General features: G+C 61.1%; 25 protein-coding genes, 1 tRNA gene and 2 pseudogenes. 17 read left to right on the forward strand and 11 right to left on the reverse strand.

What is annotated here, in order from left to right; translation table 11 throughout:
- Positions 1 to 2 precede the first annotated feature (2 nt).
- From JMN22_RS16295 to JMN22_RS16340, 10 genes and pseudogenes are all read left to right on the forward strand, one after another.
- Entirely contained in the window at positions 3 to 728 is a 726-nt protein-coding gene (locus JMN22_RS16295; protein WP_181286661.1) for an urea amidolyase associated protein UAAP1, read from the forward strand.
- A gap of 11 nt (positions 729 to 739) precedes the next feature.
- Positions 740 to 1,381: an urea amidolyase associated protein UAAP2 gene (locus JMN22_RS16300; protein WP_198797125.1), complete on the forward strand. Its 642-nt coding sequence runs from the start codon at positions 740 to 742 to the stop codon at positions 1,379 to 1,381.
- A gap of 305 nt (positions 1,382 to 1,686) precedes the next feature.
- Positions 1,687 to 5,367 carry an urea carboxylase gene (uca, locus tag JMN22_RS16305; RefSeq protein WP_198797124.1) on the forward strand — a complete coding sequence of 1,227 codons (3,681 nt, stop codon included), beginning with the start codon at positions 1,687 to 1,689 and terminating at the stop codon, positions 5,365 to 5,367.
- 22 nt (positions 5,368 to 5,389) lie between these two features.
- Entirely contained in the window at positions 5,390 to 7,168 is a 1,779-nt protein-coding gene (atzF, locus tag JMN22_RS16310; RefSeq protein ID WP_198797123.1) for an allophanate hydrolase, read from the forward strand.
- 211 nt (positions 7,169 to 7,379) lie between these two features.
- A pseudogene (locus JMN22_RS16315) lies at positions 7,380 to 8,036 on the forward strand (GGDEF domain-containing protein); the annotation flags it as partial.
- A complete protein-coding gene (locus JMN22_RS16320) occupies positions 8,029 to 8,247 on the forward strand; it encodes a cysteine-rich CWC family protein (RefSeq protein ID WP_030138313.1) in 219 nt (72 codons plus the stop codon). The pseudogene JMN22_RS16315 and the gene JMN22_RS16320, both read left to right, overlap by 8 nt.
- Before the next feature lie 35 nt (positions 8,248 to 8,282).
- On the forward strand, positions 8,283 to 8,975 hold the full coding sequence (locus JMN22_RS16325) for a pseudouridine synthase (protein ID WP_198797121.1): 693 nt from the start codon (positions 8,283 to 8,285) through the stop codon (positions 8,973 to 8,975).
- Between the two features lie 309 nt (positions 8,976 to 9,284).
- The gene (locus JMN22_RS16330; RefSeq protein ID WP_030138315.1) at positions 9,285 to 10,169 is read left to right on the forward strand and encodes an alpha/beta fold hydrolase; all 885 of its coding nucleotides are present in this window, start codon (positions 9,285 to 9,287) and stop codon (positions 10,167 to 10,169) included.
- Positions 10,170 to 10,315: 146 nt separating this feature from the next.
- A tRNA-Gly gene (locus JMN22_RS16335) sits at positions 10,316 to 10,389 on the forward strand.
- Positions 10,390 to 10,510: 121 nt separating this feature from the next.
- Positions 10,511 to 11,107, forward strand: coding sequence for a hypothetical protein (locus tag JMN22_RS16340; protein ID WP_198797120.1), 597 nt, complete (start codon positions 10,511 to 10,513; stop codon positions 11,105 to 11,107).
- Positions 11,108 to 11,113: 6 nt separating this feature from the next.
- Here the strand turns inward: JMN22_RS16340 and JMN22_RS16345 are convergent, their stop codons facing one another.
- A complete protein-coding gene (locus tag JMN22_RS16345) occupies positions 11,114 to 11,299 on the reverse strand; it encodes a hypothetical protein (protein WP_198797119.1) in 186 nt (61 codons plus the stop codon).
- Positions 11,300 to 11,471: 172 nt separating this feature from the next.
- Positions 11,472 to 11,948: an Lrp/AsnC family transcriptional regulator gene (locus tag JMN22_RS16350; protein WP_198797118.1), complete on the reverse strand. Its 477-nt coding sequence runs from the start codon at positions 11,946 to 11,948 to the stop codon at positions 11,472 to 11,474.
- A 145-nt stretch (positions 11,949 to 12,093) separates the two neighbouring features.
- Here JMN22_RS16350 and JMN22_RS16355 point away from each other — a divergent pair, with 145 nt between their 5' ends.
- The 3 genes and pseudogenes from JMN22_RS16355 to JMN22_RS16365 all read left to right on the forward strand — a co-directional run bounded on the left by JMN22_RS16355 (position 12,094) and on the right by JMN22_RS16365 (position 13,625).
- Complete coding sequence (locus JMN22_RS16355) at positions 12,094 to 12,723, forward strand: LysE family translocator (protein WP_198797117.1); 630 nt, start codon at positions 12,094 to 12,096, stop codon at positions 12,721 to 12,723.
- 276 nt (positions 12,724 to 12,999) lie between these two features.
- A pseudogene (locus tag JMN22_RS16360) lies at positions 13,000 to 13,214 on the forward strand (type II toxin-antitoxin system HicA family toxin).
- On the forward strand, positions 13,215 to 13,625 hold the full coding sequence (locus JMN22_RS16365; RefSeq protein WP_198797116.1) for a type II toxin-antitoxin system HicB family antitoxin: 411 nt from the start codon (positions 13,215 to 13,217) through the stop codon (positions 13,623 to 13,625).
- Between the two features lie 123 nt (positions 13,626 to 13,748).
- On the opposite strand, the gene JMN22_RS16370 is transcribed toward JMN22_RS16365, so the two are convergent.
- Complete coding sequence (locus JMN22_RS16370; RefSeq protein ID WP_198797115.1) at positions 13,749 to 13,895, reverse strand: hypothetical protein; 147 nt, start codon at positions 13,893 to 13,895, stop codon at positions 13,749 to 13,751.
- A 176-nt stretch (positions 13,896 to 14,071) separates the two neighbouring features.
- On the opposite strand from JMN22_RS16370, the gene JMN22_RS16375 reads away from it, so the two are divergent.
- Positions 14,072 to 14,476, forward strand: coding sequence for a low affinity iron permease family protein (locus tag JMN22_RS16375; RefSeq protein ID WP_030138468.1), 405 nt, complete (start codon positions 14,072 to 14,074; stop codon positions 14,474 to 14,476).
- Between the two features lie 45 nt (positions 14,477 to 14,521).
- Here JMN22_RS16375 and JMN22_RS16380 read toward each other — a convergent pair whose 3' ends face one another.
- The 3 genes from JMN22_RS16380 to JMN22_RS16390 all read right to left on the reverse strand — a co-directional run bounded on the left by JMN22_RS16380 (position 14,522) and on the right by JMN22_RS16390 (position 17,710).
- Complete coding sequence (locus tag JMN22_RS16380) at positions 14,522 to 15,430, reverse strand: SDR family oxidoreductase (protein ID WP_030138467.1); 909 nt, start codon at positions 15,428 to 15,430, stop codon at positions 14,522 to 14,524.
- A gap of 77 nt (positions 15,431 to 15,507) precedes the next feature.
- On the reverse strand, positions 15,508 to 16,011 hold the full coding sequence (locus tag JMN22_RS16385; protein WP_198797114.1) for a DUF4142 domain-containing protein: 504 nt from the start codon (positions 16,009 to 16,011) through the stop codon (positions 15,508 to 15,510).
- Between the two features lie 349 nt (positions 16,012 to 16,360).
- The gene (locus JMN22_RS16390) at positions 16,361 to 17,710 is read right to left on the reverse strand and encodes a sensor domain-containing protein (RefSeq protein ID WP_198797113.1); all 1,350 of its coding nucleotides are present in this window, start codon (positions 17,708 to 17,710) and stop codon (positions 16,361 to 16,363) included.
- Between the two features lie 443 nt (positions 17,711 to 18,153).
- Here JMN22_RS16390 and JMN22_RS16395 point away from each other — a divergent pair, with 443 nt between their 5' ends.
- A complete protein-coding gene (locus JMN22_RS16395; RefSeq protein ID WP_198797112.1) occupies positions 18,154 to 19,389 on the forward strand; it encodes an aminotransferase class I/II-fold pyridoxal phosphate-dependent enzyme in 1,236 nt (411 codons plus the stop codon).
- Positions 19,390 to 19,401: 12 nt separating this feature from the next.
- The gene (locus JMN22_RS16400) at positions 19,402 to 20,565 is read left to right on the forward strand and encodes an MFS transporter (RefSeq protein WP_030138463.1); all 1,164 of its coding nucleotides are present in this window, start codon (positions 19,402 to 19,404) and stop codon (positions 20,563 to 20,565) included.
- Here JMN22_RS16400 and yiaY read toward each other — a convergent pair.
- On the reverse strand, positions 20,562 to 21,710 hold the full coding sequence (gene yiaY, locus JMN22_RS16405; protein WP_030138462.1) for an L-threonine dehydrogenase: 1,149 nt from the start codon (positions 21,708 to 21,710) through the stop codon (positions 20,562 to 20,564). The genes JMN22_RS16400 and yiaY overlap by 4 nt on opposite strands.
- Before the next feature lie 142 nt (positions 21,711 to 21,852).
- On the opposite strand from yiaY, the gene JMN22_RS16410 reads away from it, so the two are divergent.
- Complete coding sequence (locus JMN22_RS16410) at positions 21,853 to 22,872, forward strand: DUF4917 family protein (protein ID WP_030138461.1); 1,020 nt, start codon at positions 21,853 to 21,855, stop codon at positions 22,870 to 22,872.
- Positions 22,873 to 22,886: 14 nt separating this feature from the next.
- On the opposite strand, the gene JMN22_RS16415 is transcribed toward JMN22_RS16410, so the two are convergent.
- From JMN22_RS16415 to JMN22_RS26670, 4 genes are all read right to left on the reverse strand, one after another.
- Complete coding sequence (locus tag JMN22_RS16415; protein ID WP_030138460.1) at positions 22,887 to 23,468, reverse strand: DJ-1/PfpI family protein; 582 nt, start codon at positions 23,466 to 23,468, stop codon at positions 22,887 to 22,889.
- Between the two features lie 203 nt (positions 23,469 to 23,671).
- Positions 23,672 to 24,898, reverse strand: a complete 1,227-nt coding sequence (locus JMN22_RS16420; protein ID WP_198797111.1) for a class I SAM-dependent methyltransferase — start codon at positions 24,896 to 24,898, stop codon at positions 23,672 to 23,674.
- Positions 24,899 to 25,124: 226 nt separating this feature from the next.
- On the reverse strand, positions 25,125 to 25,742 hold the full coding sequence (locus JMN22_RS16425; RefSeq protein WP_198797110.1) for a TPM domain-containing protein: 618 nt from the start codon (positions 25,740 to 25,742) through the stop codon (positions 25,125 to 25,127).
- A 28-nt stretch (positions 25,743 to 25,770) separates the two neighbouring features.
- Positions 25,771 to 26,520, reverse strand: coding sequence for a TPM domain-containing protein (locus JMN22_RS26670; protein WP_198797109.1), 750 nt, complete (start codon positions 26,518 to 26,520; stop codon positions 25,771 to 25,773).
- Positions 26,521 to 26,580 lie beyond the last annotated feature (60 nt).

A 26,580-nucleotide genomic window follows, 5' to 3' on the forward strand; every position in this document is an offset into this window, starting at 1 on the left:
CCATGACCGATTCGATCCAGCTGTTCCCCCCCTTCGCCGAAGAACTGCTGCCCGGTGGCGGCCATCGCTCGTTCGTGCTCAAGCGCGGCCAACTGCTGCGCCTGACCGATCTGCGCGGTGGCGCCAACGTGAGCCTGACACTGCTCAACGCCAACGAAAAAACCGAACGCCTGAACCTGCCCGACAGCCTCAAATGCCAACACACCGCCAAGCTCACCGCCGGCCATTGCCTGTATTCGGACATGGGGCGAGTGCTGGCGGCGATCACCGCTGACACCTGTGGTTGGAGCGACAGTTTTGGCGGTGTGCTCTGCGCCGAAGAGGTCGCTGAGAAATACGGTCAGGGTCGTTATCAGGAGCTGCGCAACGGCTTCTTTCGCAACGGCACCGACAACCTGCTGGTGGAGCTGGGCAAATGGGGGTTGGGCCTGTCCGACCTGCTGATGACCCTCAACTTGTTCAGCCGGGTCGACGTCGACGCGGCCGGCCATTTTCACTTCGTCGAGGGCAATTCCAAAGCTGGCGATTACATCGAGCTGTACGCGCCGATGGACACCTTGGTGGTGCTGACCGCGCTGCAACACCCGATGGACCCGAACCCGCAATACGCCCCGCAACCGCTCAAGCTTAGCTGGATGAATGCTGACGCCAGCGTCGCCGAACACTGCCGCCTTTCGCGTCCGGAAAACCAGCGCGGCTTCATCAACACCGACCGCCTGTTCGCCTGAGGATCGTCGCCATGTCACTCGCCATCGCCACTGCACACAAACAACCCGAGACCGCCATCTACCGCGCCACGATTCCCTCCGGAGAGCCTTGGCTGACCGAAGTCAAGGCCGGCCAGACCCTGCGCATCCTCGACCTGGAAGGCAACCAGGCGGTCGATACGCTGTTCTACAGCCTGGCCAACCCCAGGGAACGCTACGACGTGCAACGCACCTTGCGCCGGCAGAACAGCGTCTACCTGGGCACCGGGAGCGTGCTGTATTCCAACCTCGGCCGGCCGATGCTGACCATCGTCGAAGACACCTGCGGGCGTCACGACACCCTCGGCGGCGCCTGCGCCCAGGAAAGCAACACCGTGCGCTACGCCCTGGAAAAACGCCACATGCACAGCTGCCGCGACAACTACCTGCGGGCCTGCGCCCACGACGGTCGGCTGGGCAAGGGCGACATCGGGCCGAACATCAACTTCTTCATGAACGTGCCGGTCACCGCCGATGGCGGCCTGACGTTCGAAGACGGGATCTCGGCGCCGGGCAAATACGTCGACCTGCGGGCCGAGATGGACGTGATCGTCTTGATCTCCAACTGCCCGCAGTTGAATAACCCGTGCAACGCCTACAACCCCACGCCAGCGGAGCTTCTGATATGGAACTGAAATTCGTGCGCCTGCGCCGCTGGTTGTTCGCGTTGTGCCAGAGCCGGTCGGGGCAGTGCATCAAATAACGTTTACCAGACACCCCCAAGCCACTGTGGGTGCGGGCTTGCTCGCGAAAGCGGTCCGACAGAGACATTGATGTTGACTGACACACCGACTTCGCGAGCAAGCCCGCTCCCACAAGGTTCAGCGGTGTTTTTAAGGTTGATTATTTCGCTCACGGGGACGACCCCGTTGGCCATCGAAAACTGCGGGACGGCCCGCATCCCAGTTCAGGCAGCACGTATGCCTGAGGGGGCAATGCCATGTTCGAAAAAATCCTCATCGCCAACCGTGGCGCCATCGCCTGCCGCATCCTGCGGACGTTGCGCGAATTGAATGTCCAGGGCGTCGCGGTGTACTCCCAAGCCGACGCTGCCAGCCTGCACATCCTCCAAGCCGACGAAGCCCACTGCCTGGGCGAAGGCGCGGCGGCCGGTACTTACCTGGCGGTGGATAAGCTGCTGGCGATTGCCAAGAGCAGCGGCGCGACGGCGATTCATCCCGGCTACGGCTTCCTCTCGGAAAACGCCGCTTTCGCCGAAGCCTGCGAGGCCGCGAATATTGCCTTCATCGGGCCGACACCGGAGCAACTGCGCGTGTTCGGTCTCAAGCACACCGCACGAGATCTCGCCCGCCAGCACGGCGTGCCGCTGCTTGAAGGCACTGAGTTGCTCGACAGCCTCGACGTCGCGCTGCTGGCCGGAACGCAGGTCGGTTATCCGGTCATGCTCAAAAGCACGGCGGGCGGCGGCGGAATCGGCATGCGCGTGTGCCGTAGCGCCGCCGAGTTGAGCGAATCCTTCGAAGCGGTCAAACGCCTCGGGCAGAACAACTTCAGCGACGCCGGCGTGTTCATCGAGAAGTACATCGAACGGGCTCGTCACCTGGAGGTGCAAGTTTTCGGCGACGGCCAGGGCCAAGTGATCGCCCTGGGCGTGCGCGATTGCTCGGTGCAACGGCGCAACCAGAAAGTCCTTGAGGAAACCCCGGCACCCAACCTGCCCGAAGGCATGGCCGAGGAACTCTGCGCGGCGGCGATCAAACTGGCCCGGGCGGTGAACTACCGCAGCGCGGGCACCGTGGAGTTCGTCTACGACAGTGGCGCCGGGCGCTTCTACTTCCTGGAGGTGAACACGCGACTGCAAGTTGAGCATGGCGTCACCGAGCAGGTCTGGGACGTCGACCTGGTGCGCTGGATGGTGCAATTGGCCGCCGGTGAGCTGCCGCCACTGAGCGAACTGAGCCTGGGTTTGAAAGCCTGCGGCCACGCAATCCAGGCGCGCCTGTATGCCGAGGACCCGGGCCGGGATTTCCAGCCGAGCCCAGGCCTGCTCACCGCCGTGCAATTTCCCCGGGGCGACGGCAAAGGGCTGCGCATCGACACCTGGGTCGAGGCCGGTTGCCAGATCCCGCCCTACTTCGATCCGATGATCGCCAAGGTGATTCGCTGGGCGCCGACCCGCGAGCAGGCGCGCCTGGGCCTGCATCAAGCGCTGGAAGACTGTCTGCTATACGGCGTCGAAACCAACCGCACCTATTTGCAGCAGATTCTCCTCGACGCGCCCTTCGCAACCGGCCAGCCCTGGACGCGTTGCCTGGAGACCCTGGCCTACCGCGCCAACACGTTCGAGGTGCTCAGCCCCGGCACCCAGACCAGCGTCCAGGATTACCCTGGCCGCCTCGGCTATTGGGCCGTAGGCGTACCGCCGTCGGGTCCGATGGACAGCCGTTCGCTGCGCTTGGGCAATCGCCTGCTGGGCAATGACGAAGGCGCGGCGGCCTTGGAAATCACCATGAGCGGGCCGTTGCTGCGCTTCAACTGCGATGCCCGGCTGGCGGTGACCGGTGCGGCGATTGCCCTGGCACTCGATGGCAACGTCGTGCCGATGAACACCCCGTTGTCAATTGCTGCCGGCTCTACCCTGGAGATCGGCAACATCGCCGGCGACGGAGCCCGCAGCTACCTGTGCCTGCAAGGCGGTGTGCAAGTGCCGGATTACCTGGGCAGCAAAAGCACCTTTACCCTCGGCCAGTTCGGTGGTCATGGCGGACGAGCGCTGTGCACCGGCGACGTGCTGCACCTGGCTGCGCTGGATGAGCGCGCCGTATGGCCGACGGTGGACGAGCCGCCTCTGCTCTTGCCAGCCGTGCGGCAGATCCGCGTGATCTACGGACCGCATGGGGCGCCGGAATATTTCACCGAACGTTACATCCAGACGTTCTTCGACACCTCATGGGAAGTGCATTTCAACTCCAGCCGAACCGGCGTGCGGCTGATCGGGCCGAAGCCGGAATGGGTCCGGGCCGACGGCGGCGAAGCAGGCCTGCACCCCTCCAACATTCACGACAACCCGTATGCCATCGGTGCCGTGGATTTCACCGGCGACATGCCCGTCATCCTCGGCCCCGACGGCCCCAGCCTGGGAGGCTTCGTCTGCCCGGTGACGGTGATCGAGGCGGACCTGTGGCAGTTGGGCCAGCTCAAGGCGGGGGACAAGGTGCGGTTTGTGCCGGTGGACTTGGAGACCGCGCGCGCACTGGCAATGGATTTCCCCTGTGGCGAGGGAGCTTGCTCCCGCTCGAGTGCGCAGCGCTCGCCGGACAACACGCTTACCGGTGAAAAGTCGGGGCCGCTGCGCGACCCAGCGGGAGCAAGCTCCCTCGCCACAGGTTTTGGGGATACACAAACATTGGTGTCACCCGTGGTGCTGGATATCGGCCAGGACGATACCCGCCTGGTCGCGCGCGTGTCCGGCGACACCCACCTACTGCTAGAAATCGGCGCCCCCGAACTGGACCTGGTGCTGCGCTTCCGCGCCCACGCCTTGATGCAGGCCCTGGAACAAAAGCACCTGCACGGTGTGATCGACCTGACGCCGGGCATTCGCTCGCTGCAAGTGCATTACCAGCCCGAACAACTGCCGCTGGCCGATTTGTTGGCTATCGTCGCCGGTGAGTGGGATGCCGTGTGCGCTGCGCAAGACCTGCAAGTACCCTCGCGCATCGTCCGCCTGCCGCTGTCCTGGGACGACCCGGCCTGCCAATTGGCCATCGAAAAATACATGACCACCGTGCGCAAGGACGCCCCTTGGTGCCCAAGCAATCTGGAGTTCATCCGGCGCATCAACGACCTGCCCAACCTCGACGAAGTGCAACGCACGGTATTCGACGCGAGTTATCTGGTGATGGGCCTGGGGGACGTCTACCTCGGGGCGCCAGTCGCCACGCCGCTCGACCCACGGCATCGGCTGGTGACCACCAAATACAACCCGGCCCGGACCTGGACCGCGGAAAACTCGGTGGGCATCGGCGGCGCCTATATGTGCGTGTACGGCATGGAAGGTCCGGGCGGCTATCAGTTCGTCGGGCGCACGTTGCAGATGTGGAATCGTTATCGGGATGTTGCCGCGTTTGACGGCAAGCCTTGGCTGCTGCGGTTCTTCGACCAGATCCGCTTCTATCCGGTCAGCGCCGATGAACTGTTGCGCATCCGGCGGGATTTCCCCTTGGGCCGCTTCGACCTGAACATCGAATACAGCCAGCTCAACCTCGCCGACTATCGGGGTTTCCTGGCCCGGGAAGCGGACAGCATCGCCGCGTTTCGTCAGCAGCAACAACAAGCCTTCAAGGCCGAGCGCGAGCGTTGGATCGCCAGCGGCCAGGCGCATTTCGACAGCGAGGAACCGACACCCGCGCCGAGCGAAGAGACGTTGCTGGGCGAGGACCAATTGAGCGTCGACAGCCACATCGCCGGCAATCTATGGCAAGTCCAGATAGAAGTGGGCACGCGGGTCGCCGCCGGTGACGTGTTGGTGATCCTGGAGTCCATGAAGATGGAGATCCCGGTGCTTGCGCCGATGGCCGGCGTGGTTCGCGAGGTGCGCGTCCAACCCGGTTCGGCGGTGCGCGCCGGACAGCGTGTCGTGGTGCTGGAACGTGACTGAACTCAATCAAGGGATTAATGCGATGAACCTCTCTCTGCGCCTGGACAACCTGCGCGACGCCTACCGCAACGGCAATATCACACCGCGCAAACTGCTGCTTGCCCTGCGGGAAAAAGCCGCTGCGCTCAACCCGGACTATCACCTGTTCATCCACCTGCTGTCGCCCGAGGAGCTGGAACCCTTCCTGACAGCATTGGAAGGCGCCGACCCGGAAAGCCTGCCGCTGTATGGCGTGCCGTTTGCGATCAAGGACAACATTGACCTGGCCGGCATTCCCACCACCGCCGCCTGCCCGGCGTTTGCCTACGTGCCAAAACGTTCGGCGACGGTGGTCGAGCAGTTGCTGGCGCTGGGGGCTGTTCCCCTGGGGAAGACCAACCTCGATCAATTCGCCACCGGGCTCAACGGCACCCGCACCCCCTACGGCGCCTGTCGCAACAGCGTGCTGGCGGATTATCCGTCGGGTGGCTCGAGTGCCGGCTCGCCGCTGGCGGTGGCCCTGGGTCTGACAAGTTTTGCCTTGGGCACCGACACCGCAGGCTCCGGTCGGGTGCCTGCGGCGTTGAACAACCTGGTCGGACTGAAAGCCACCAAAGGTTTGATTTCCACCGCAGGCGTGGTGCCGGCCTGCCGAACGCTGGATTGCGTGACCACGTTCACCGCGACGGCGAGGGAAGCCAGCCAGCTATTGGCACTGACTGCACACCTCGACCCGCGCGACGAATACAGCCGCCGCAACCCGCAATGGAACGACGGCTCGGCGTTCGGCGCGCCACGACGCTTTCGCTTCGGCGTGCCCCGTTGGCAAGACCTCGATTTTTTCGGCTGTGACGAAGGCCCACGGTTGTTCCGCGAAGCCATCGAGCGCCTCGAACGCCTGGGCGGCGAAGCCGTCGAGCTGGACCTGTCGCCCTTCCTCGAAGCCGCACGCTTGCTCTACGAGGGGCCCTGGGTCGCCGAACGCTACAGCATCGCCGGCGAATTGATCGAGCGCGAACCTGACGCGGTGTTGCCGGTGATCCGCGCCGTCTTGGCGAAAGCGCCTACGGTGACGGGTATCGAAACCTTCCGCGCCCAGTACCGCCTGCAAGCGCTCAAGGCCCGATGCGACCGTGCGATGGAAGCCCTCGATTGCGTGCTCACCCCGACCATCGGGCGCCCGGTGACGCTCGCCGAACTCGCTGCCGAACCGCTGCTGCGCAACGCGGAGCTGGGTTACTACACCAACTTCATGAACCTGCTGGACTACGCCGCCGTCGCCGTGCCCAGCGCTTTCATGGCCAACGGTCTGCCTTGGGGCGTCACGCTGTTCGGCCGGGCTTTCACCGATCAATACCTGCTGGGCGTGGCTGACGCCTTGCAACGCCAGCAACTGCCTGGCCTGCCAACACCCGCCCATCCGGCGCGCCATGATCGGGCTCGATTGGTGGTGTGCGGCGCGCATCTGGATGGGTTGGCACTGAACGGGCAACTCAAGCAGCGTGGCGCGCATCTGATCGAGACGACCCTCAGCTCGCCGGATTACCGCCTCTATGCCCTGGCCGGCGGCCCACCATTGCGTCCCGGCATGCTTCGCGTCGACGAGGGTGGCGTGGCGATTGAAGTGGAAGTCTGGGAACTGCCGAGCAGTGAATTGGGCTCGTTCCTGACTGGTATTCCCGCGCCGCTTGGGCTGGGCAAGGTGCAACTGGCCGACGGCCGCTGGGAAAGCGGTTTCATTTGCGAGCCGTATGGCCTGGACGGCGCGCAGGACATCAGTCACCTGGGAGGTTGGCGAACTTACCTGCGCAGTCAGAAATAGCGGTGAACCTGTGGTGGGAGAGCACACTCGCTCACCACAGCGTCCACAAACTGCAAATCCAGATACCTTTTTCCGCAAGGCCACTAAACTGATTCCATTGGGTCACTTCAAGGGAATCGCCATGTCGCTTCGCTCGCCGTTGTATTCCCCTCGCTCACCATTGCTGCTGTTGACCATTTTGCTCTGTGCCGGCTTCCTGGTGACTTCATTGCTGGGCTATTACGCCGCCAACACCTCGCTGCGGGACAATGCCCTCAAGGCGCTTTACCTCAATCTGCTGATCGGCGTGCTGGTGACAGCGGCCGCCCTTGTGGTGCTCTATCGGTTGATTGCCAGCTACCAGCGCCGGATCGACGCCCAAGCCATTCTCGACGGCCTGACCGAACTGCCGAATCGCCGGGGTTTCGACCTGCTGGCGGTGCAAGCCCTGCACGAAGCCCAGCGCGAGCCCAAGCCCTTGAGCGCCCTGTTGCTGGAGGTGGACAACTTCAAGCAACTGGACACCACCCATGGCCACATCGCCAGCGATCAATTGTTGACCGGCCTCGCCCGTGACCTGACCGATAACCTGCGACATTCGGACATTATCTGCCGCTGGAGCACCGATGCTTTCGCCCTGCTGCTCAAGGACACCGACGGCCAGAACGGTCTGAAGATCGCCGAGAAGATTCGCCAGCGCATCGAGCAGCAGCGCTATTTTTGCAGCGGCAAACAATTGCGGGTCACCATCAGCATCGGCGTCACCACCCTGCAGGATCAAGACACCTTGCACAGCCTGCTGTCCCGGGCCGATCATGCGCTGCAGCGCGCCCGACAGACCGGGAGCAATCGAACCTGCGTGGAAATGCCTCACTCCAGCTATGAATAAACTTGACCTCTGTCCGGCCTGCGGTGCCGTCAATGACTGCGCCCTCGCCGACCCGGAAACCGCCGATCGCGCCTGCTGGTGCTACGGCGTGAGCATCGACCCGGCGGTGCTCCAGGCATTGCCGGCCGAGCTGCGCGACAAATCCTGCCTGTGCCCACGGTGCGCCCGCGTGGATGACCAACTGCGCGCCAAGCCCCGACCGATCGCGTAAGATGCCCGCCCTCCGCCTCCTAGCCCGTACTGCCCATGCGCGTTGACCGATTCCTCAGCAATCTGCCGCGGTTCAACCGCCAACAGGTCCGCCTCTTGTTAGTGGAACGTCGCGTACGGATCGACGGCCAGACCGTCATCGATCCACAGGCACACGTGCGTGAATTCAGCCGCGTCGAGGTGAATGACGAAGTGCTGCAAACAGGGCGACCGGCGCGGTATTTCATGCTGCACAAGCCGCCCGGCTGCGTCAGCGCCACACGCGATCCGCAGCACCGGACCGTGCTCGACTTGCTCGACGAACCAGACAAGGATGACCTGCACATCGCCGGTCGCCTGGATTTCAACACCACCGGGCTGATGCTGATCACCAATGACGGCAGTTGGTCGCGGCGCCTGACCCAACCGCAGACCAAGCTGCCGAAGGTCTACTACGTCGAGACCGAGCAAACCATCACCGCCGAGTACGCCGTCACCTTCGCCCAAGGCCTGTACTTCGCGTTCGAGGACCTCACCACCCAACCGGCGGAACTAACGCTGCTAGGGCCGACGTCCGCACGGTTGAGCATCGTTGAAGGGCGCTATCACCAAGTCAAGCGCATGTTCGGTCACTTCAACAATAAAGTGCTGCGCCTGCATCGCGAACGGATGGGCCCGCTGGTACTGGACGCCCATCTGGAGCCCGGGAGATATCGCGCCCTGGGCCCGGAAGAAATCTGCCTGGTCTGAGGGAAATGACCGCTGGGCAGAAGTGTCGAACAATTTCCAATGAGCACTTGCGCAACCGCCGGCCCCCTGCTTGAATCAAACCGTCGGCCGAAATGTGACCGACGAGTCACACCATACCTCTAAGAAACTTTTTGCCGGCTGGAGCCCTCAGGTTCCGCCTCATGCGTCGGCAAACTGCCCGCCATAACAACACCCGTCGACCGGCTGTCATGGATCGACATGGGCCTTATCTTCCAGGCGAATGCCTACCTGTCACATTGCCCGTGCAATCTCATTGCGCGCATACCCGCTTGCCAGGAGTCTTATGACATGAGGCCAGAAATCGCTGTGCTGGATATACAGGGTCAGTATCGGGTTTACACGGAGTTCTATCGCGCAGACGCCGCGCAAAAGACCATTATCCTGGTCAACGGCTCGATGGCCACCACCGCGTCGTTTGCTCAGACCGCGAAAAACCTCTACCCGCAATTCAACGTTGTGTTGTACGACCAGCCCTACGCGGGCAAGTCCAAGGCGCACAACCGCCACGAGAAAATGCTCACGAAGGAAATCGAAGGGCAGATTCTCCTGGAATTGATCGACCACTTCGCCGCCGAGCATGTGCTGTCGTTTTCCTGGGGCGGCGCCGCCACGCTGAGTGCCCTGGCGCAACGGCCACGGCGCATCGAAAAAGCCGTGATCAGTTCGTTCTCACCGGTGCTCAACGCGCCGATGCGCGACTACCTCGAACGCGGTGTGGATTACTTGAGCAGCCTGGACGGCGACCGTGTCGGCCACCTGGTCAACAACACGATCGGCAAGCACCTGCCGCCACTGTTCAAGCGCTTCAACTATCGCCACGTCAGCAGCCTGGCCGAGCACGAATACGGGCAGATGCACTTCCACATCAGCGACGTGCTCCACAGCGACCAGCAGTGCTACGTCAACGCCGCCAAGAAGGTCAACGTTCCGGTGCTGTTCCTGAACGGTGAATGGGACGAATACACCTCTGCCACCGACGCCAGGCTCTTTGCCGACCACGTCCAGCACAGCACCTTCACCACGCTGCAAGCCACCGGGCACTTCCTGGACATGGAACACAAAGCCGCCTGCCGCGACAGCCGCGACGCGTTGCTGGGCTTCCTCAAGCCGACCCGCCACGAAAGCCGACCGCGCTACAGCTATGTGCAGGACTACCATGCACTGGCTATCTGAAAAGTCATCGCGAGCGAGCCTCCGACAACGAGGCTTGCCCGCGAAGACCGCTCTGCTTTGAGGCTTGCGCAGACGGACAACCTCACCGTCCGGAAAGAAAAACTTCAAATCCAAGGCGACATCTGGTACAAAGTCAGCCGCTCTGAGCGGGTGTCGTATAATGGCATTACTCCAGCTTCCCAAGCTGATAACGAGGGTTCGATTCCCTTCACCCGCTCCAATCGAATTCAGATCCTGCGTCGTGGTGGTTTTGACAGGGGATTAAAAAAACCGGCTCTTGGTGGCCGGTTTTTTTTGGTCTGCGATTTGTGGAATTTCAGCAAATATAGAAGGAAGCAAGGATGCACCTGATCGACTCATACCTGCCTGCGTACCAATTTCGGGAACTCCATGCCTTGGATGTTCCGACAGATCCGCCCAGCGCAATGGCGGCAATCCTGGCCCATCGCCCCGAAGACGTCCGATTGTTTCGGTACGCAATCAAGCTTCGCGAGTTGCCGATGCGACTGTTGGGCCATTCTCAATCCCACCGCGCCGGTCAATCCGCGTCATTCGGCCTGGATAACTTCACGCTGCTCCAGCGCAATGGCGACGCAGAGATTGCCTACGGGCTCGCCGGCAAGCTCTGGAAAGCCGACTACGGCCAAGTCTTCATCGCTGATGCCGAAGCGTTCGAGGCCTTCAACGAACCGGGCAATGTGAAGCTGGCGATAAACTTCACCTGCCAGTCCCTACAACCGGGTCTGACAAGAGTCACTACCCAGACACGGGTACAGTGCATCGATGCTGATGCATTGCGAAGTTTTACTGCCTATTGGTATTTGATTCGTCCGGTCAGTGGCCTCATCCGTCGGCGCATGCTGAAGGCGATTGCGAGACGTTGCGCGGCAGGAGCTTTGAAGAGCACGTCAGGGGACCACACCGACGATTTGATTTAGCGAGAATCAAACATGCTTCAACGCAAAAGCGATAACTGCAAACATGGTCAGGGCAAACGCAGCACCGATGCTGAACGGCAGCAACGTAACCCGGATTTTAGTCGGGGCCGGGCGCCTCATTTCTTCGGCTAGCGCTTCCACCTCTTGATGTAATTGCTCGATGCTCGCTTGATAATTACGAGGTGCGGGCACGTTTCTTTCTCCTACGAGGCTGCGGCTCGAGTTGAGCCCTTGGACTACTTTGAGCAATGTGAGTGGCGTGCTTCTAAAGCCACTATTTCCTATCTGCTCGGTTACGGATAGTGGGTGATTTCCGCGTGGTTTGTAGGCAAAACCAGCAAGTTGCGTACGACAGACAACGGCCTCAGCCCCCAGCCAAATGCCCCAACGGCAACGGTCCCGGCGCCTTCACCGTGTTAATTGCAAAATTGCTGCGAATATCACTCACTCCTGGCAGCTTCAGCAGCTTGCCTGTGACGAACCGGTCATAGGCCCGCAGGTCGGGCACCACCACCTGCAGCAGGAAGTCTGACTCGCCCGACACTAGGAACGCCGAGATCACCTCGGGCAGTGCGGTCACTGCTTGACGAAACGCCTCGGCTCTTTCGTCGGTGTGCCGTTCGACCTTGATGCCGACAAAGATCGTCATACCAAGGCCTACTTCATCGCGGTCCAGGATGGCTTGATAGCCGCGAATCACTCCCGCTTCTTCGAGCATCCGCACACGGCGCAGGCACGGTGACGGCGACAAGCCGATTTCTTCGGCCAGTTGCACATTGCTCAACCGCCCGTCCCGTTGCAGTGCCGTCAGGATTTTGCGGTCGTAACCGTCAAGTTTCATAATTTGGCATTTTCCATTTATATGACTGAACCACTTGGCAGGTTATGCCAATTTCTAAAGCTTTAGAAGCTGAGTACGCAACCACCTGCCCTGCCCTTCGGCCATAGACTGACACCTTCAATTCACTGATTGCGGGGGGTGTGCGATGACAGAGCTCTGGCTGTTTTTCATGGCGTTGACGGTGGCGTACCTGTTGCCCGGGCCGGACATGATCCTCGTGCTGCAAACCGGCGCCCGTCAGGGCCGGGCCGCGGCGCTAGCGACGGCGGTAGGATTGGGGATTGCCCGGGCATGCCATGTCGCGTTGGCAGCGATGGGCCTCTCGGTATTGTTCAAGACGGCACCCTGGACCTTCGATGTGGTGCGCCTGGCCGGGGCTGCTTACCTGGCTTGGATCGGGTTTCAATGTTTGCGGACGACGTTGTTGCCCAGCTTCGAAGGAGACGCACCTGCGATCGGAAAGCGACAATGGCACCAGGCGATCCAGCGCGGCCTGCTGACGAACCTGCTCAACCCCAAGGCCTTGCTGTTTTGCTCGGTGTTGCTGCCGCAGTTCATCCATCCACAGGACGGGCCGGTGCTGGAGCAATTCGCAATCTTGGGCTTGGTGCTGGTCGGCGTTGGCCTGCTGTTCGACAGCGCTTATGCATTGATCGGCGTGGCGCTTGGACACTGGCTACAGCGCTCGCCTTCGGCCCAGCGCGTGCAGCAGTGGTTGTTTGGCAGTCTTCTGATTGGTTTTGCGGTGCGGCTGACGTTTGTGCAGCAGTCGTAGATCCTGTGGATAAAGAAGTCCTACTGGGAAAAGGGCTCAAAACCGGGGCTGCTTCGCAGCCCAGCGGGAGCAAGCTCCCTCGCCACGTCTATATCAGCCCCTCATCTCACATCCCGAAATAAAGCCAACCCCGCCCTCTCCCGCCCTGGCCTGACGCCGCTTCTAGACTTCAAGCGCAGCGCCCACCAGTCCCAACCGTCGCTCACGGTGGTTATGGTGTTGATCATTCCTCAGCAGTAGGTATAGTAACCACCAATAACACCACAGGGAGGTGTTGTGGATAGCCGATTCTTGATAAGCCAAATTGTTGCGGATGGTTGGTACCTGGTGCGTATACGAGGCAGTCATCATCACTTCAAGCTCCCGACCAAATCGGGGCTGGTCACGGTTCCTCATCCCAAGAAGGACCTGCTCAAGAAGACGGCATCAGTATCTTGCAACAGGCCCTTCTGCAGACAGCCAGTTGCCCCGTTTTTCCGGAGGACGATTGAATGCTTTACCCGATTGCTATTTCCATGGGCGATGACAAGCACGCCTGGGGTGTTGAGGTGCCGGATATTCCCGGTTGTTTTTCCGCAGGTGACGACCTGGATGAGGCCATGGCGATGGCGCGTGAGGCGATCGAGGGGCATTTCGAGATTCTGGCTGAAGACGGCTCACCGATTCCATCGGCCAATACGGTTACCCTGCACGCAGCCAATCCGCAATATGCCGGGTGCACCTGGGCGCTGGTGGATATTGATGTGACCAAATACCTGGGCAAGGCGCAGAAACTCAACATCACGTTGCCCGGCTACCTGCTCAACCGGATCGATGAATATGTGTTGCATCATCCTGAAGAGAAGAGCCGCTCCGGCTTTCTGGCATCGGCAGCGCTGAAGGTGCTGCAGCAAGGCCGCTGAGCAACCGCTGACAAAACACAAACCTGCGGGAGCGAGCATGCTCGCGATAGCGGCTAATCAGTCGACAGCGAGGCTGCTGATCTGACGCCATCGCGAGCAAGCTCGCTCCCACAGGTTTGGTCCTTATTTGCTCTCCGACTTGGACTCTTGCATCTGCACCGAAGACTTGGTGCCATCGGTGTTGTCCTTGGTCTCGTTATCCGAATTGTCGAAGCAGCCGTGCAGGGCGAACAGGCAGCAGGCGAGGCAAAAAGTGCGGGCGAAATTCATGATGGACTCCGATGCTGGGGGCTTTAAGGAGTGACCTGCGAGCGTGGCAATGGTTGCGACTGTCATCGTGCCGGACGATGAACGTCGACGAACGTTTGCGGTTGAAATGTAAGTAGAATTTTCACCGACTCGTTGCTGTCACACCAGACAGGTGCATCCCATAAGGAAACACGGCAATGACGTTCGCAAAAATCGCGCAAAAACTGTCCCTTTGGGCGGGGAGCCCCAAGACATTCCTGGGGGCCATCGTGTTGTTGGCGCTCTGGGCTGCCAGCGGACCTTTCTTCGGTTTCAACGACACCTGGCAATTGATCATCAACACCTCGACAACCATCATCACCTTCCTGATGGTGTTCCTGATCCAGAACACCCAGAACCGCGATACGGATATCTTGCATTTGAAAATCGATGAATTGCTGCGGGCGTCCAAGGACGCGCAGAACGCAATGCTCGGTCTCGAATCGCTGGACCTCAAGCAACTTGAAGCGCTGCGCAAGCAATATCAGGACATGGGCAAAGACGAAGCCAAGAGCCTTGACGGTATTGAGCAGAAGAACAAGATCGACTTGAACCAGTGCTGATGCAGAGGCGCGAGTGGTCCATGCCACTCGCGCATTTTTTGCGCATCAGGGCAACGGGTTGCCTCCCGTCACGCCAAACACTTCCCCGGTGATATAACTCGACTCTTGCGATGCAAGCAGCACATAAAGCGGCGCGCATTCCGCAGGCTGTCCGGGACGTTTCATCGGAACCTGGGAGCCAAACGTAGGAATCTTCTCCCTAGGTTGTCCTCCGCTGGGTTGCAGCACGGTCCAGATCGGCCCCGGCGCAACTGCATTGACACGGATGCCCTTGCTGATGACTTGCCCGGCCAATGCCTTGGTAAACGCCACGATCGCCGCCTTGGTGGTGGCGTAGTCCAGCAGCGTTGCGGACGGATCGTAGGATTGGATCGACGCCGTATTAATGATGGTCGCACCGGCCGGCATCAGTGGCACCGCAGTCTTGCAGATCCAGAACATCGCATAGATGTTGGTTTTCATGGTGTCGTCGAACTGCGCGGTGGTGATATCGGCGATGTCTTTTTGCGCCTCCTGCTTACCGGCGACATTGACCAGGATATCCAGGCCGTCGAGTTGCTGTTGCGCCATCTTGACCATTTGCGCACAGAACGCTTCATCCTTGAGGTCGCCAGGGATGGCGATGGCCTTGCGGCCCTCAGCCTTGATCAGTTCGATGACTTGCTGGGCGTCGCGCTCTTCGCTGGGCAGGTAATTGATCGCGACATCGGCGCCTTCCCGGGCGTAGGCGATGGCGGCGGCGCGACCGATCCCGGAGTCACCGCCGGTGATCAGTGCCTTGCGCCCTTCCAGGCGGCCGAAGCCTTGATAGGATTTTTCGCCATGATCGGGTTGCGGCAGCATGTCCTGGTCGATGCCCGGCGGGGACTGCGGCTGGTCCGGAAATTCCGGACGCGGGTATTGGGTCAGCGGATTCTGCATCGCGTATTGGTTGGGTTCTCGGCGTGTAGACATCGAGGTTCTCCTTTCTTGCGGGCAAAACGAGCCGGGACGTTGGCGCCCCGGTCCTGAACATAAGTCGGCGCAGTGGATCAGCGACTGGCCTGCAACGCCCTGGCCATCTCGAGATGGGTCTGCAGCTTGGGCAGCGTTTCGTCAGCGAACGCCTTGATCTCCGGCACGTCGGTGGTCTGGGCCTGCTGCTGGATCTGCTCGATGGCTTCTTCAGTGGCCTTGACCTGGCTGGCGGCATAAGCCGCTTCGAACGACTCGCCCTCGGCCACCTGCGGCATCAGGGTCTTGGCCTTGTCCGCCACCTCTTCCCGTGGCGCGACAGGCAAGTCGAGCTTCTTGGCGATTTTCGCCAAATGTTGGTTGGCGGTGGTGCGGTCGTTGATCACCATGATGGTGTAGTCCTTGACCTCCCGTGACTCCGCTTTCGAATGCGCCTCACGGCTGGCCTCGATGTCGGCCATGCCTTTGGCGGATGCATCGTTGATGAATTCGACAGGTGACTGGGCCCAGGCACTGTTGGCACCCAGGCCCATCAGCACGACAACACTGGTGGTGCGTAAAAAGGTGGCCATCCGGCTCATGGTCGCGCCCTCCTCTGAAATAAAGTCGCGACGCAATTTCCGTCGCAGAAATCAGAACCACCGTTGGGTATTCAGCGAGACGTGCGACCCGGCTTGCGGCCAATCTCGGCCTTCAGCGGGCTTTTATCGACGCTCGCGATGGTGGTTCTCCCACTTTTGCGACCTGCTTCGGACACCTTCGTTCGATCGTGGACGACGTTTCCCGGATAAATGTTGCTAGATCCGCGCATGGCCCGGCCCTCCGTATTGCAAGAAATGACGGGCACGCATGCCCCGTATTTCATTGGAAATGGCCCAAGTCTCAAGGTTTGGAAAACACGCGAATGCCACGACGAACGGTGGCGCGGACTCAGATGCCGAAGGCTCGATGATTGTGACGCTTGGCTGCGTACATCGCCTCGTCGGCGTGGCGGAACAGGGTGATGTCTTCGGTGCCATGGTCGGGGAAGCAGGCCACGCCGATGCTCGGTTCGATACTCAGGCAGTGGCCATCCAGCCGCAGCGGCTCAGCCAATGCACGGCGGATTTTTGCCTGCACCCGCTCGGCGTCTGTGACGTTCTGGATGCTGTGCAACAAGACGACAAATTCATCACCGCCGATGCGCGCGACGGTGTCGGTTTCGCGAATGCAGCCCCTGAGCCGACTCGCCACCGCTTGCAACAACATGTCGCCAACGCCGTGGCCATAGGTGTCGTTGACCTGCTTGAAGCGATCCAGGTCGATATACAGCAAGGCCATCCGCCCCGACGCGGCACGGGCCGTGGCCAGCGCAGCCTTGAACCGCTCGCGCAGCAGCTCGCGATTGGGCACCTGGGTCAGTTGGTCGTACTGCGCCATGTGCTGCAACCGGGCGTGCAATTGCTGGCGCTCGATGGCGAGGGTGATCTGCGCACAGACGTATTGCAGCAATTCCTTGTCTTGTTCGGTGTAGCGTTCGCTGTCCGGGGCACTCTTGACGATCAAGGCACCGATCGTACCGTTCTGCGAATTCAGCGGCACGCCCAGCCAACAAGGCGATTGCGGCGTCGACACTAGGTCATGGAACTCCGCGGGCAAGGCACTGCAACCGGGGGTGAGCAGGATCGGCTGGCCACTGCGGATGACTTCGGCGCACAAGCGTCCGATCATCGTACCGGGCAATTCGGGTTGTCGCTCTCGATCGTCGACGTGATACGCAAAGTCGATCTGCTCGCATTGCTCGTCATACAGCGCCACCGAAAAATTCAGCGCCGGTAGCCACTCGCCGATGATCAGGTGGACGCGCTTGAGCAAGGCCAGCAGGTCGGCGGCGGCATGGGCTGCCTCGGAGATCGCATACAACGCCGCCTGACGGGACTCCGCCTGCTTGCGCTCGGTGATGTCACGCGCCACCGCGATGCGCAGTTGGTCAGCCTCCGACCAGCGGGCCGACCACAGGATATGCACCACGCCACCGTCCTTGCGCAGGTAGCGGTTCTCGAAATTGAGCTTAGGCTCGCCCTCCATGATTTCCCGCGCAGCGTCGAGGGTCCGCTGGCGGTCGGCGGGATGCACCAGGTCGATCATTCGCCGGCCGATCAGCTCCTGTGGCGTGTAGCCCAGAATGCGCTCGCACGCCGCACTGACGAACACGAAACAGCCTTGGGCGTCGACGGCACATACGGCGTCCAGCAACAAATCGAGGTAACTGGCCAGCGGCGCGGGATTTCGAGTATCCATGACGCGGTAAGCCATCCGGGTGATACAGCCATGGGAGAACCGGGCATCCGTCAATCCGCGCCGCCCTGCAGACATGCGCAACCACGTATACCCACATTACCGATGAGGATAGCGCAGGCAATGGGACCGCCCTTGGAAAATTGACATCATTTTGCCAACACACGATGGACAGGACCGAAGCGAAATCCATATTCAATGGGTTGACCACGCGCACAGGGTAGCAAACGCAGCAAATTCACGGGTCGAAACCCTACTCCCACGCCGCAAATGGATTTCCCGTCCATCTCCCTAGGCAAGGTCCTACGTAGAACTCTCCGATCACTCTCAAATACACCGGAAACAGCCGATTCAAAGCCCTGCCCAGCAGTCTGTAAAGTCTCGACATACACACAAAGTGAAACACCCACGGACAGCAACGCATAACCAAGGAATGTACTCGAACCATGAACCAGACTGCGCTACCACCCCATCGCTTCAGCAACTATCGCAAGGTGATTTCCCTGGCGGACCAGGACTGGCAGAACGCCGACACCGGAAAAGCCGCCGGATTGAATGTGCACATCGAGAGCCCCAATGTGCTGGTCGACCAGCACGGTCGGACCTTCCACCACTTCTGTACGACATCCTACCTGGGCCTGGATTATCACCCCGCCTTGCTGGATGGAGCCATGACGGCGCTATGGGAAGCCGGAACCCTGCGCGTTGCCAACTCGAAAAATCGCTGCAAGCTGGAAATCCTCGACCAATACGAAAGCCAACTGTCGGAGTTGTTTGGCGCAGTTTGCAGCAGCGCATTGTCTTGCAGCGCAGCGAGCTCGGGAATACTGCCGTTGCTGGCCAGCGGTGCCTTGACCGGCAATCGACCACCGGTCATGGTCTTCGACAAGCAGGCCCATTACTCGATGAACCATATCAAGGCCGCCTGTGCGGATGAAACCCAGGTCATCACCTGCCCACACAACGACATGGACTTCCTCGAAGACGTGTGCAAACGCCACGCTAACGTGACCTACGTGGCGGACAGCGCCTACAGCATGGGCGGCATGGCGGACCTGGATAGCCTGATGTGTCTCAAGCAGCGCCATGGCCTGTTCCTTTATCTGGACGATTCCCATGCGTTGTCCGCCGTGGGGCCCTCCGGCATTGGCCTGGTGCGATCGCGAATCCAGGCGGTGGACGAACGCACCCTGATTGTCGCCTCGCTGGCCAAATCATTCGGTGCCAGCGGTGGACTGGCCATGTTTGGCAGTGAACGGCACAAGACCCTGGTGCAACGTTACGGCGGCCCAAGCAATTGGTCGCAAAGCCTGAATTCGGCCGCTATCGGCGCAGGCATGGCCTCGATCCGCTTGCACCGCAGTCCCGAATTCAGTTCGTTGCAGGAGCGTTTGCAAGCTAATATCCGGCTGTTCGACAGCCTTATCCGCACCGAACAGTACGCCAGCCCCATGGCGATTCGCCTGGTGCACTGCGGCGAGGCGGTCCTGGCCACGCGTCTCGCGGTTGAACTCGCCGAACTGGGGTATTTCACCTCAGCGGTCTTTTTCCCCGTGGTGCCACAAGACAAAGCCGCGATCCGGATCACCCTGCGTGCCGACATGACGCCTGAGGTGATCCGTTCGTTCTGCGAGCAGGTCATTGACCTGCTGTTGGCCCACGGGCGCGACACTCGCCCTTGAATCGAGCCCTTGATGAACAACCGCACAACCCTGATCGTCACCTGCGCCACCGTTTTCCTCGCACAACTGGGCATGAGCATCTACCTGCCGGCCGTGCCTGACATTGCCCTGGACCTCAAGGCCAATGCGGCCCAGGTGTCGTGGGGATTGTCGGTCTACCTGATCGGCATGGCGCTGCCCATGCTGTCATGGGGCAGCCTGAGCCAGCGGCTCGGGCGCAAACCCGTCTTGCTTGCGGCATTGGTCCTGTACGGCCTGGGCAACCTGGCCTTGCCGTTGGGCACGTCACTGGAAGCGTTCTTGACGTTCAGGTTGATCCAGGGCATCGGTGCCAGCGGTATTTCGGTGATGGCGCGGGTGTTGATCCGCGACACGTTCAGCGGCGACGTGCTGGCCAAGGCGCTGTCGTGGATATCGATCGCCTTCGTGGTTGCCCTCGGCATCGGCCAGTACCTCGGTTCGTTGATCCAGCTCGCGTTCGGGTGGGAGGCGATTTTCCTGGGCTTGGGTGCGGTCAGCCTGGTGACGGCAGCGGCGGTGTCCAGGGCCCGGTTTCCGATATTGACCGAAGTAAACAGTGGGCAATCGGCGTGGCACGTGTACGGCCAAATCGTCAGGCATCGCGGTTTTCTGCTACCTGCACTGGCAGGTGGGCTGGGGTATGGCGTGATCATCGCCTTCAACACCGGTGCGCCGCTGATCCTGCAGGAAAGTTTCCATTGGTCCGCCATCGAATACGGCCTGTTGGGCTGGCCGATCAGCGCGGCGTACCTGCTCGGCGCGTTGGCGGTGAATGCATTCGTGCTACGCACCGGCCAGCGTCGACTGATGGGCTGGGGCATCGCGCTCGTGCTGGGCGGCAGCGTGACCATGCTGGCGGGAAGCATTGCATTGGGCAGTGTTGCCCTGCTGTTCTGGCTCCCGTACTGCTTCGCGGTGTTCGGCCAGTCGTTGAACTACCCCATCAGCCTGTCATTGGCGAACGAGGGCTCGCCAGTCGCCGGCGCATACGCCATGGCACTGAGCGGTTTCCTGCACCAGTTGATGGCCTCCGCGATCGGCGCCTTGGCCAGCCTGTTGTTGAGTCAACAGGCCTGGCCATTGGCGCTGTTGTGCACGCTGTTGGCGATGGCGGCGATGTTGTGCGTCAGGTTCATGCCGCCTCGGGCCACTTAGAACGCGCCGCGGAAAATTTCCTCGATCTGGCGCTGGTCCGCCGCTCGCGGGTTGGTCAGGCCGCAGGCATCCTTCAAGGCGTTGGCGGCGAGTACCGGCACGTCATTGAGGCGCACGCCCAGCTCACGCAAGCCCGCTGGAATGTCCACATCCACGGCCAGGCTGCGAATCGCCGCGATGGCGGATTGCGCACCTTCTTCAGGGCTGAACCCACGAATATCGGCCCCCATGGCATGGGCTACGTCCGTCAGCCGGACGGCACAGACTGCGGCATTGAAACTCTGCACATGGGGCAGCAACACGGCGTTGCACACGCCATGGGGCAAGTCATAGAAACCGCCCAACTGATGCGCCATCGCATGCACGAAACCCAGCGAAGCATTGTTGAATGCCATCCCCGCCAGAAACTGTGCGTAAGCCATGTTCTCCCGCGCCGCCAAGTCATTGCCGTCACGCACGGCCAGGCGCAGGTTGTTGCTGATCAAGGTAATCGCTTTGAGGGCACAGGCGTCGGTGATGGGCGTAGCGGCGGTAGAGACATAAGCCTCGATCGCATGGGTCAGCGCATCCATGCCGGTCGCGGCGGTCAATCCTTTTGGCATCGCCACCATCAGGGCTGGGTCGTTGACCGACATCAGCGGCGTGACGTTGCGGTCGACGATGGCCATTTTCACATGACGCGTCTCGTCCGTGATGATGCAGAAACGGGTCATTTCACTGGCGGTGCCGGCCGTGGTGTTGATGGCGATCAGCGGCAGTTGCGGCTTGCTGGAGCGGTCGACGCCTTCGTAGTCGCGGATCTGCCCGCCATTGGTCGCGCACAACGCGATGCCCTTGGCGCAATCATGGGGAGAGCCACCACCCAGCGACACGATGAAATCGCAGCGGCTTTCCTTCAGCAAGCCGAGCCCGAGTTCAACGTTGGCGATGCTCGGGTTGGGCTTGGCACCGTCGTAGATCACCGCGTCGACATCCTGTAATGCCAGCAACTCGGCCACCTTGGAGGCCACGCCGGCCTTCGCCAACCCCGCGTCGGTGACGATCAGTGCCTTGCGAAAGCCGTAGTTGCGGATGGCGGTCATCGCCTCGTCGAGGCAACCCAGGCCCATGATGTTCACGGCGGGAATGAAAAAAGTGCTGCTCATGGGGACACGCTCCTGAAAGAGGCCGGATCGGCAGGGGCGTACAGGATTGACCGACTGGTCACAACGTATCTTGATCTGGCTCAAGACTGGGTCGTGATAAAGTCACGCCCTGCCTTTGCCACGTTTTGAGATGACTTTCGCAATGACCGATTTCCAGGAATACGACGCCCGGCTCGAAGATTGGGAGACCTTGCGCGCCGACACGGCCTTCAGCGGCCTGTTGGTAGGCAACGGCGCCAGCCGCGCCGTGTGGGACGATTTCGGCTATGACTCGTTGTTCGAAAACGCCCGTACCGTCGAGGAAAAACCCCTCAGTCCGTCGGAGCTGAGCGTGTTCGATGCGCTGCAGACCCGCAGTTTCGAGCAGGTGCTGGGTGCGCTGAAAACCACCAGCCGGGTCAACAAGGCCCTGGCGGTGAGCTCCGCCGCGCCGCGCAATCGCTACTACGCGATCAAGGAAGCGTTGATCAACGCCGTGCACGCCATGCACATCCCCTGGCGACTGGTGCAAGCGTCGACCCTGCAACGTCTCAACCAGGAACTGGGCCGCTACCGCACGGTGTTCACGACCAACTACGATTTGCTGAGCTACTGGGCGATCCAGCACGCTCCCGACACCGTCACCGACCTGTTCCTGGGAGCCGATCACAGCTTCGACCTGAGCCAGGCCAACACGGATAAACCATGCCTGCTGTACTTGCACGGTGGCTTGCACCTGGTGCGCAACCAGGACGGCACGGCACGCAAGCTCACCTCCACCGAGGGTACGTTGCTGGGCAGTTTCGCCATCAACAACACCCTCAAGACCCTCGATGATGTCCCACTGTTCATCAACGAAGGCCCGAGCCAGGACAAACTCAAGACCATCCGCAGCAGTGACTACTTGTCGTTCTGCTACGACCAGTTGCTGCAGCACGGCGACAACCTGTGCCTGTTCGGCCACGCCCTGGGCGAGCAGGACAGCCACATCGTTGATGCCCTGCGCCAGGCCGCGCCGAGAACCTTGGCCATCTCGATCTACCCGCGCAGCCAGGCTTTTATCCAGCACCAGAAACGGCATTACGCCAAGCTATTCCAAGGCCTGGACATTGAGCTGCGCTTCTTCGATGCCAAGAGTCATCCGCTGGGCGATCCGAAGCTGGCAGTGCCGGTTGAGGTGTAGTCTCCCGGTGACGTCTACAGGGTAATCGCCGTGCCCAGCAACGTCAGGAACCCCGCCAACCAGTTCGGATGCGCCGGCCAGGCCGGTGCCGTGGCCAGGTTGCCCTGGACGTGACCTTCGGTTACCGGAATATCGATGAAAGTCCCGCCGGCCAAGCGCACCTCCGGGGCACACGCCGGATAGGCGCTGCACTCGCGGCCTTCCAGGATGCCCGCCGCCGCGAGCAATTGCGCACCGTGGCACACCGCGGCGATCGGCTTGCCGGCCAGATCGAAATCACGCACCAGTTGCAGGACCTCTTCATTCAGGCGCAGGTATTCCGGAGCGCGACCGCCCGGCACCAGCAGCGCATCGTAATCGGCGGCCAGGACCTTGGCGAAGTCATGGTTGAGGGCAAACAAATGCCCCGGTTTTTCGCTGTAGGTCTGGTCGCCCTCGAAATCATGGATCGCGGTGCGGACGGTCTGGCCAGCCGTTTTATCCGGGCACACGGCATGCACCGTGTGGCCGATCATCTGCAACGCCTGGAACGGCACCATGACTTCATAATCTTCGACGTAATCGCCGACCAGCATGAGGATTTTCTTTGCGGCCATGGACTGGGCTCCTTTGGAATGCGTGAGGGTGGACGCATTAAAGGTAGACCGGTACATCGGTAGGTGAGGGATAAGCGCTGATTACCTGACGGGCTGTACCTCTGCCCCTCGTGGGAGCGAGCTTGCTCGCGATTCAGGCGATGCGGTGTTTCAGGCACACCGCGTTATCGTTTCATCGCGAGCAAGCTCGCTCCCACAAGAGGTCAGTGCTGTGCGGCGAGGTAGCCATCCGCTCGCAGCAGCGTTTCGAGGCAGTGCTCAGTGATGTAATAGAACGCCTTGAGCTCTTCGATCCTGGCGAGCAGTTCGGCGGGGTCCGTCGGTTCGGCACGCTTGACTGCGAGGATCATCTTGTTCTTGTTGGTGTGGTCCAGGGAAATGAACTCGAACACCTTGGTCTCGTAGCCGCAGGCTTCGAGGAACAACGCCCGCAAGCTGTCAGTGACCATTTCCGCCTGCTGGCCCAGGTGCAGGCCGTATTGCAGCATTGGCTTGAGCAGCGCCGGGCTCTGGATCTGCAGGCGGATCTGTTTGTGGCAGCACGGCGAGCACATGATGATCGAGGCGCCCGAGCGGATGCCCATGTGGATGGCGTAGTCGGTGGCAATGTCACAGGCGTGCAAGGCGATCATCACATCCACCGCGCTCGGCGCCACGCTGCGCACGTCGCCATGCTGGAAGCTCAGGCCCGGGTGCTCCAGCCGCGCGGCGGCTTCGTTGCACAGCTTGACCATGTCTTCGCGCAACTCGACCCCGGTCACCACGCCTTCGGCCTGCAAGGTGTTGCGCAGGTAATCGTGGATGGCGAAGGTCAGGTAGCCCTTGCCCGAGCCGAAGTCCGAGACCCGCACCGGCTTGTCCAGGGCCAGCGGCGAAGACGTCAGTGCATGGCTGAAGACCTCGATGAACTTGTTGATCTGCTTCCATTTGCGCGACATCGCCGGAATCAGTTCGTGCTTGTGGTTAGTCACGCCCAGGTCAGCCAGGAATGGCCGGCTCAAGTCGAGGAAGCGGTTCTTCTCGCGGTTGTGCTCGGTCGATGGCACCTCCCGCAATTGCTGGGGCTTGCTCTTGAACAGCGAGCTCTTGCCCTTCTTGCTGTACTCCAATTGCGCCTCGTCGGTGATCGCCAGCAGATGCGCGTTCTTGAACGAAGCCGGCAACAGCGCGGCGATGGTATCCACGCCTTCGGCCAGCGGGAAATTCTTGGTGATGTCGCGGGTCTTGTAGCGATAGACGAAGGACAGGCAAGGCTGATCCTTGACCGTGAGCTGCTTGATGATCAGCCGCTGCAGATCGGTTTCGTCACCGACGTACTTGGCCAGCACCAGCTTGATGAAGGCGTTCTGCTCGAGATTGGCTTGCAGCAGCGCGATGAACTGGGCGTGGTGATCCGGCGCGGAACGGGCGGGAGTTGCAGTGACGGACATGGAGAAGCAGCCTCGGGGCGGGCGGATCGGGAATGGCGGGTATTTTAGGGGGGATGGGGTGCCAGGGCACGGGGAATTTCCTGTGGCGAGGGGATTTATCCCCGTTGGGCTGCGCAGCAGACCCAAATCAGACAACAGATCTCGACCCATAACCGGCTGTCGGCTAAAGGGGGCTACGCCCCCAACGGGGATAAATCCCCTCGCCACAACGGTGTCCGGCAGACACTCAGCCCAACACCACCAACCGATTCGGCAGTTCATTACGCGCATGGGTCACCGGTACGTGCTCCTTGAGCAATTCGCCGCAGGCCTCGATGCACGTCACAAAACCCTGCAACGTCTGGCCTTGGCGAACCTGCTGGGTGAACGCCGCGACAATCGCATCCCAATGTGTATTGTCGAGTCGCTTGGAAATGCCCTCGTCCACCAAAATCTCCACATAGCGCTCGGCCTCGCAGACGAAGATCAGCATGCCGGTGCTGCCCACGGTGTGGTGCAAGTTCTGTTCGAGAAATTGCCGGCGCGCCAGGTTGGAAGCCCGCCAGTGGCGTACGGAGCGAGGGATCAGGTGCGTGGTGATGCCAGGCATGCGAAACACCAGGCACAGCACGATGAAACTACCCCACTGCACCCACAGCAGACTGTGCAGGGTCAGCCAACCTGTCAGGTACTGCAAGGCGCCGGGGACCACCAGTGCCAGCAGGCTGGCCCATAGCAACGGGATGTAGGCGTAGTCATCGGCGCGGGCGGCAAGCACCGTGACCAGCTCGGCGTCGGTGTCGCGCTCGACCCGGGCGATGGCCTCGGCCACTTTGCGTTGTTCGTGTTCAGTCAGTAATGCCATGTTTGAAAAAGCCCGCTCATTATTGTTCTCACCAGCCGCCCGACGAACCGCCGCCCCCGAAACTGCCGCCACCACCGCTGAAGCCACCGCCTCCGCTGCCACCGAAGCCACCACCGCCGCTTCTGTAACTGCTACCACCGGAACCGCCGCCGCTGGGCAGGATACCGAGCACTTGGCAGACGAATATCGTCAGGATGAAAAGCATCGCCAGGAAGATGAACAGCCCCGGATGGCGCTCGACGAAATCCCTCTCGTCCTGCTCACCCGCGTTGTACGCGGCTGCCGGTTCATCGAGGGAACTGCCGCCCAGGACCACGAGCATCGCCGCCACGCCGTCACTGATGCCCTTGTTGAAATTGCCCGTCTTGAACGCCGGGGTGATTACCTGGTTGATGATCACCGAACTCTGGGCATCAGTCAGACGATCCTCCAGGCCATAACCCACTTCGATGCGCAGTTTACGATCATCGCGGGCGACGATCAGCAGCGCGCCGTTGTTTTTGTCTTTCTGCCCGATGCCCCAGTGGCGGCCCAATTGATAGCCGAAGTCTTCGATGCTGGCGCCCTGGAGGTTGGCCAGCGTGACGACGACCACCTGTTCGCCGGTGGCCTGTTCATGGGCCTTGAGTTGCCCATCGAGTTGCGCGCGGACCGACGGGTCGAGCAGTTGGGCGGAGTCCACCACCCGCCCGGTCAATGCCGGGAAGCTCAATTCGGCCTGGGCCGTGATGGCAAAGACCCAGAGCAACAGCACCAGGCCAAATTTCAACACTCGCATCAGAACTCCTGTGTGGGAGCGAGCTTGCTCGCGATAGCGGTGGATCAGTTTGCATCAATG

It is taken from the genome of Pseudomonas sp. HB05, assembly GCF_016756915.1.
Taxonomy (GTDB): domain Bacteria; phylum Pseudomonadota; class Gammaproteobacteria; order Pseudomonadales; family Pseudomonadaceae; genus Aquipseudomonas; species Aquipseudomonas alvandae.

Coding starts and splice junctions, on each gene's coding strand:
- JMN22_RS16295 (WP_181286661.1), top strand. CDS start 3: ATGACCGATTCGATCCAGCTGTTCCCCCCCTTCGCCGAAGAACTGCTG.
- JMN22_RS16300 (WP_198797125.1), top strand. CDS start 740: ATGTCACTCGCCATCGCCACTGCACACAAACAACCCGAGACCGCCATC.
- uca (WP_198797124.1), top strand. CDS start 1,687: ATGTTCGAAAAAATCCTCATCGCCAACCGTGGCGCCATCGCCTGCCGC.
- atzF (WP_198797123.1), top strand. CDS start 5,390: ATGAACCTCTCTCTGCGCCTGGACAACCTGCGCGACGCCTACCGCAAC.
- JMN22_RS16320 (WP_030138313.1), top strand. CDS start 8,029: ATGAATAAACTTGACCTCTGTCCGGCCTGCGGTGCCGTCAATGACTGC.
- JMN22_RS16325 (WP_198797121.1), top strand. CDS start 8,283: ATGCGCGTTGACCGATTCCTCAGCAATCTGCCGCGGTTCAACCGCCAA.
- JMN22_RS16330 (WP_030138315.1), top strand. CDS start 9,285: ATGAGGCCAGAAATCGCTGTGCTGGATATACAGGGTCAGTATCGGGTT.
- JMN22_RS16340 (WP_198797120.1), top strand. CDS start 10,511: ATGCACCTGATCGACTCATACCTGCCTGCGTACCAATTTCGGGAACTC.
- JMN22_RS16350 (WP_198797118.1), bottom strand. CDS start 11,948: ATGAAACTTGACGGTTACGACCGCAAAATCCTGACGGCACTGCAACGG.
- JMN22_RS16355 (WP_198797117.1), top strand. CDS start 12,094: ATGACAGAGCTCTGGCTGTTTTTCATGGCGTTGACGGTGGCGTACCTG.
- JMN22_RS16365 (WP_198797116.1), top strand. CDS start 13,215: ATGCTTTACCCGATTGCTATTTCCATGGGCGATGACAAGCACGCCTGG.
- JMN22_RS16370 (WP_198797115.1), bottom strand. CDS start 13,895: ATGAATTTCGCCCGCACTTTTTGCCTCGCCTGCTGCCTGTTCGCCCTG.
- JMN22_RS16375 (WP_030138468.1), top strand. CDS start 14,072: ATGACGTTCGCAAAAATCGCGCAAAAACTGTCCCTTTGGGCGGGGAGC.
- JMN22_RS16380 (WP_030138467.1), bottom strand. CDS start 15,430: ATGTCTACACGCCGAGAACCCAACCAATACGCGATGCAGAATCCGCTG.
- JMN22_RS16385 (WP_198797114.1), bottom strand. CDS start 16,011: ATGAGCCGGATGGCCACCTTTTTACGCACCACCAGTGTTGTCGTGCTG.
- JMN22_RS16390 (WP_198797113.1), bottom strand. CDS start 17,710: ATGGATACTCGAAATCCCGCGCCGCTGGCCAGTTACCTCGATTTGTTG.
- JMN22_RS16395 (WP_198797112.1), top strand. CDS start 18,154: ATGAACCAGACTGCGCTACCACCCCATCGCTTCAGCAACTATCGCAAG.
- JMN22_RS16400 (WP_030138463.1), top strand. CDS start 19,402: ATGAACAACCGCACAACCCTGATCGTCACCTGCGCCACCGTTTTCCTC.
- yiaY (WP_030138462.1), bottom strand. CDS start 21,710: ATGAGCAGCACTTTTTTCATTCCCGCCGTGAACATCATGGGCCTGGGT.
- JMN22_RS16410 (WP_030138461.1), top strand. CDS start 21,853: ATGACCGATTTCCAGGAATACGACGCCCGGCTCGAAGATTGGGAGACC.
- JMN22_RS16415 (WP_030138460.1), bottom strand. CDS start 23,468: ATGGCCGCAAAGAAAATCCTCATGCTGGTCGGCGATTACGTCGAAGAT.
- JMN22_RS16420 (WP_198797111.1), bottom strand. CDS start 24,898: ATGTCCGTCACTGCAACTCCCGCCCGTTCCGCGCCGGATCACCACGCC.
- JMN22_RS16425 (WP_198797110.1), bottom strand. CDS start 25,742: ATGGCATTACTGACTGAACACGAACAACGCAAAGTGGCCGAGGCCATC.
- JMN22_RS26670 (WP_198797109.1), bottom strand. CDS start 26,520: ATGCGAGTGTTGAAATTTGGCCTGGTGCTGTTGCTCTGGGTCTTTGCC.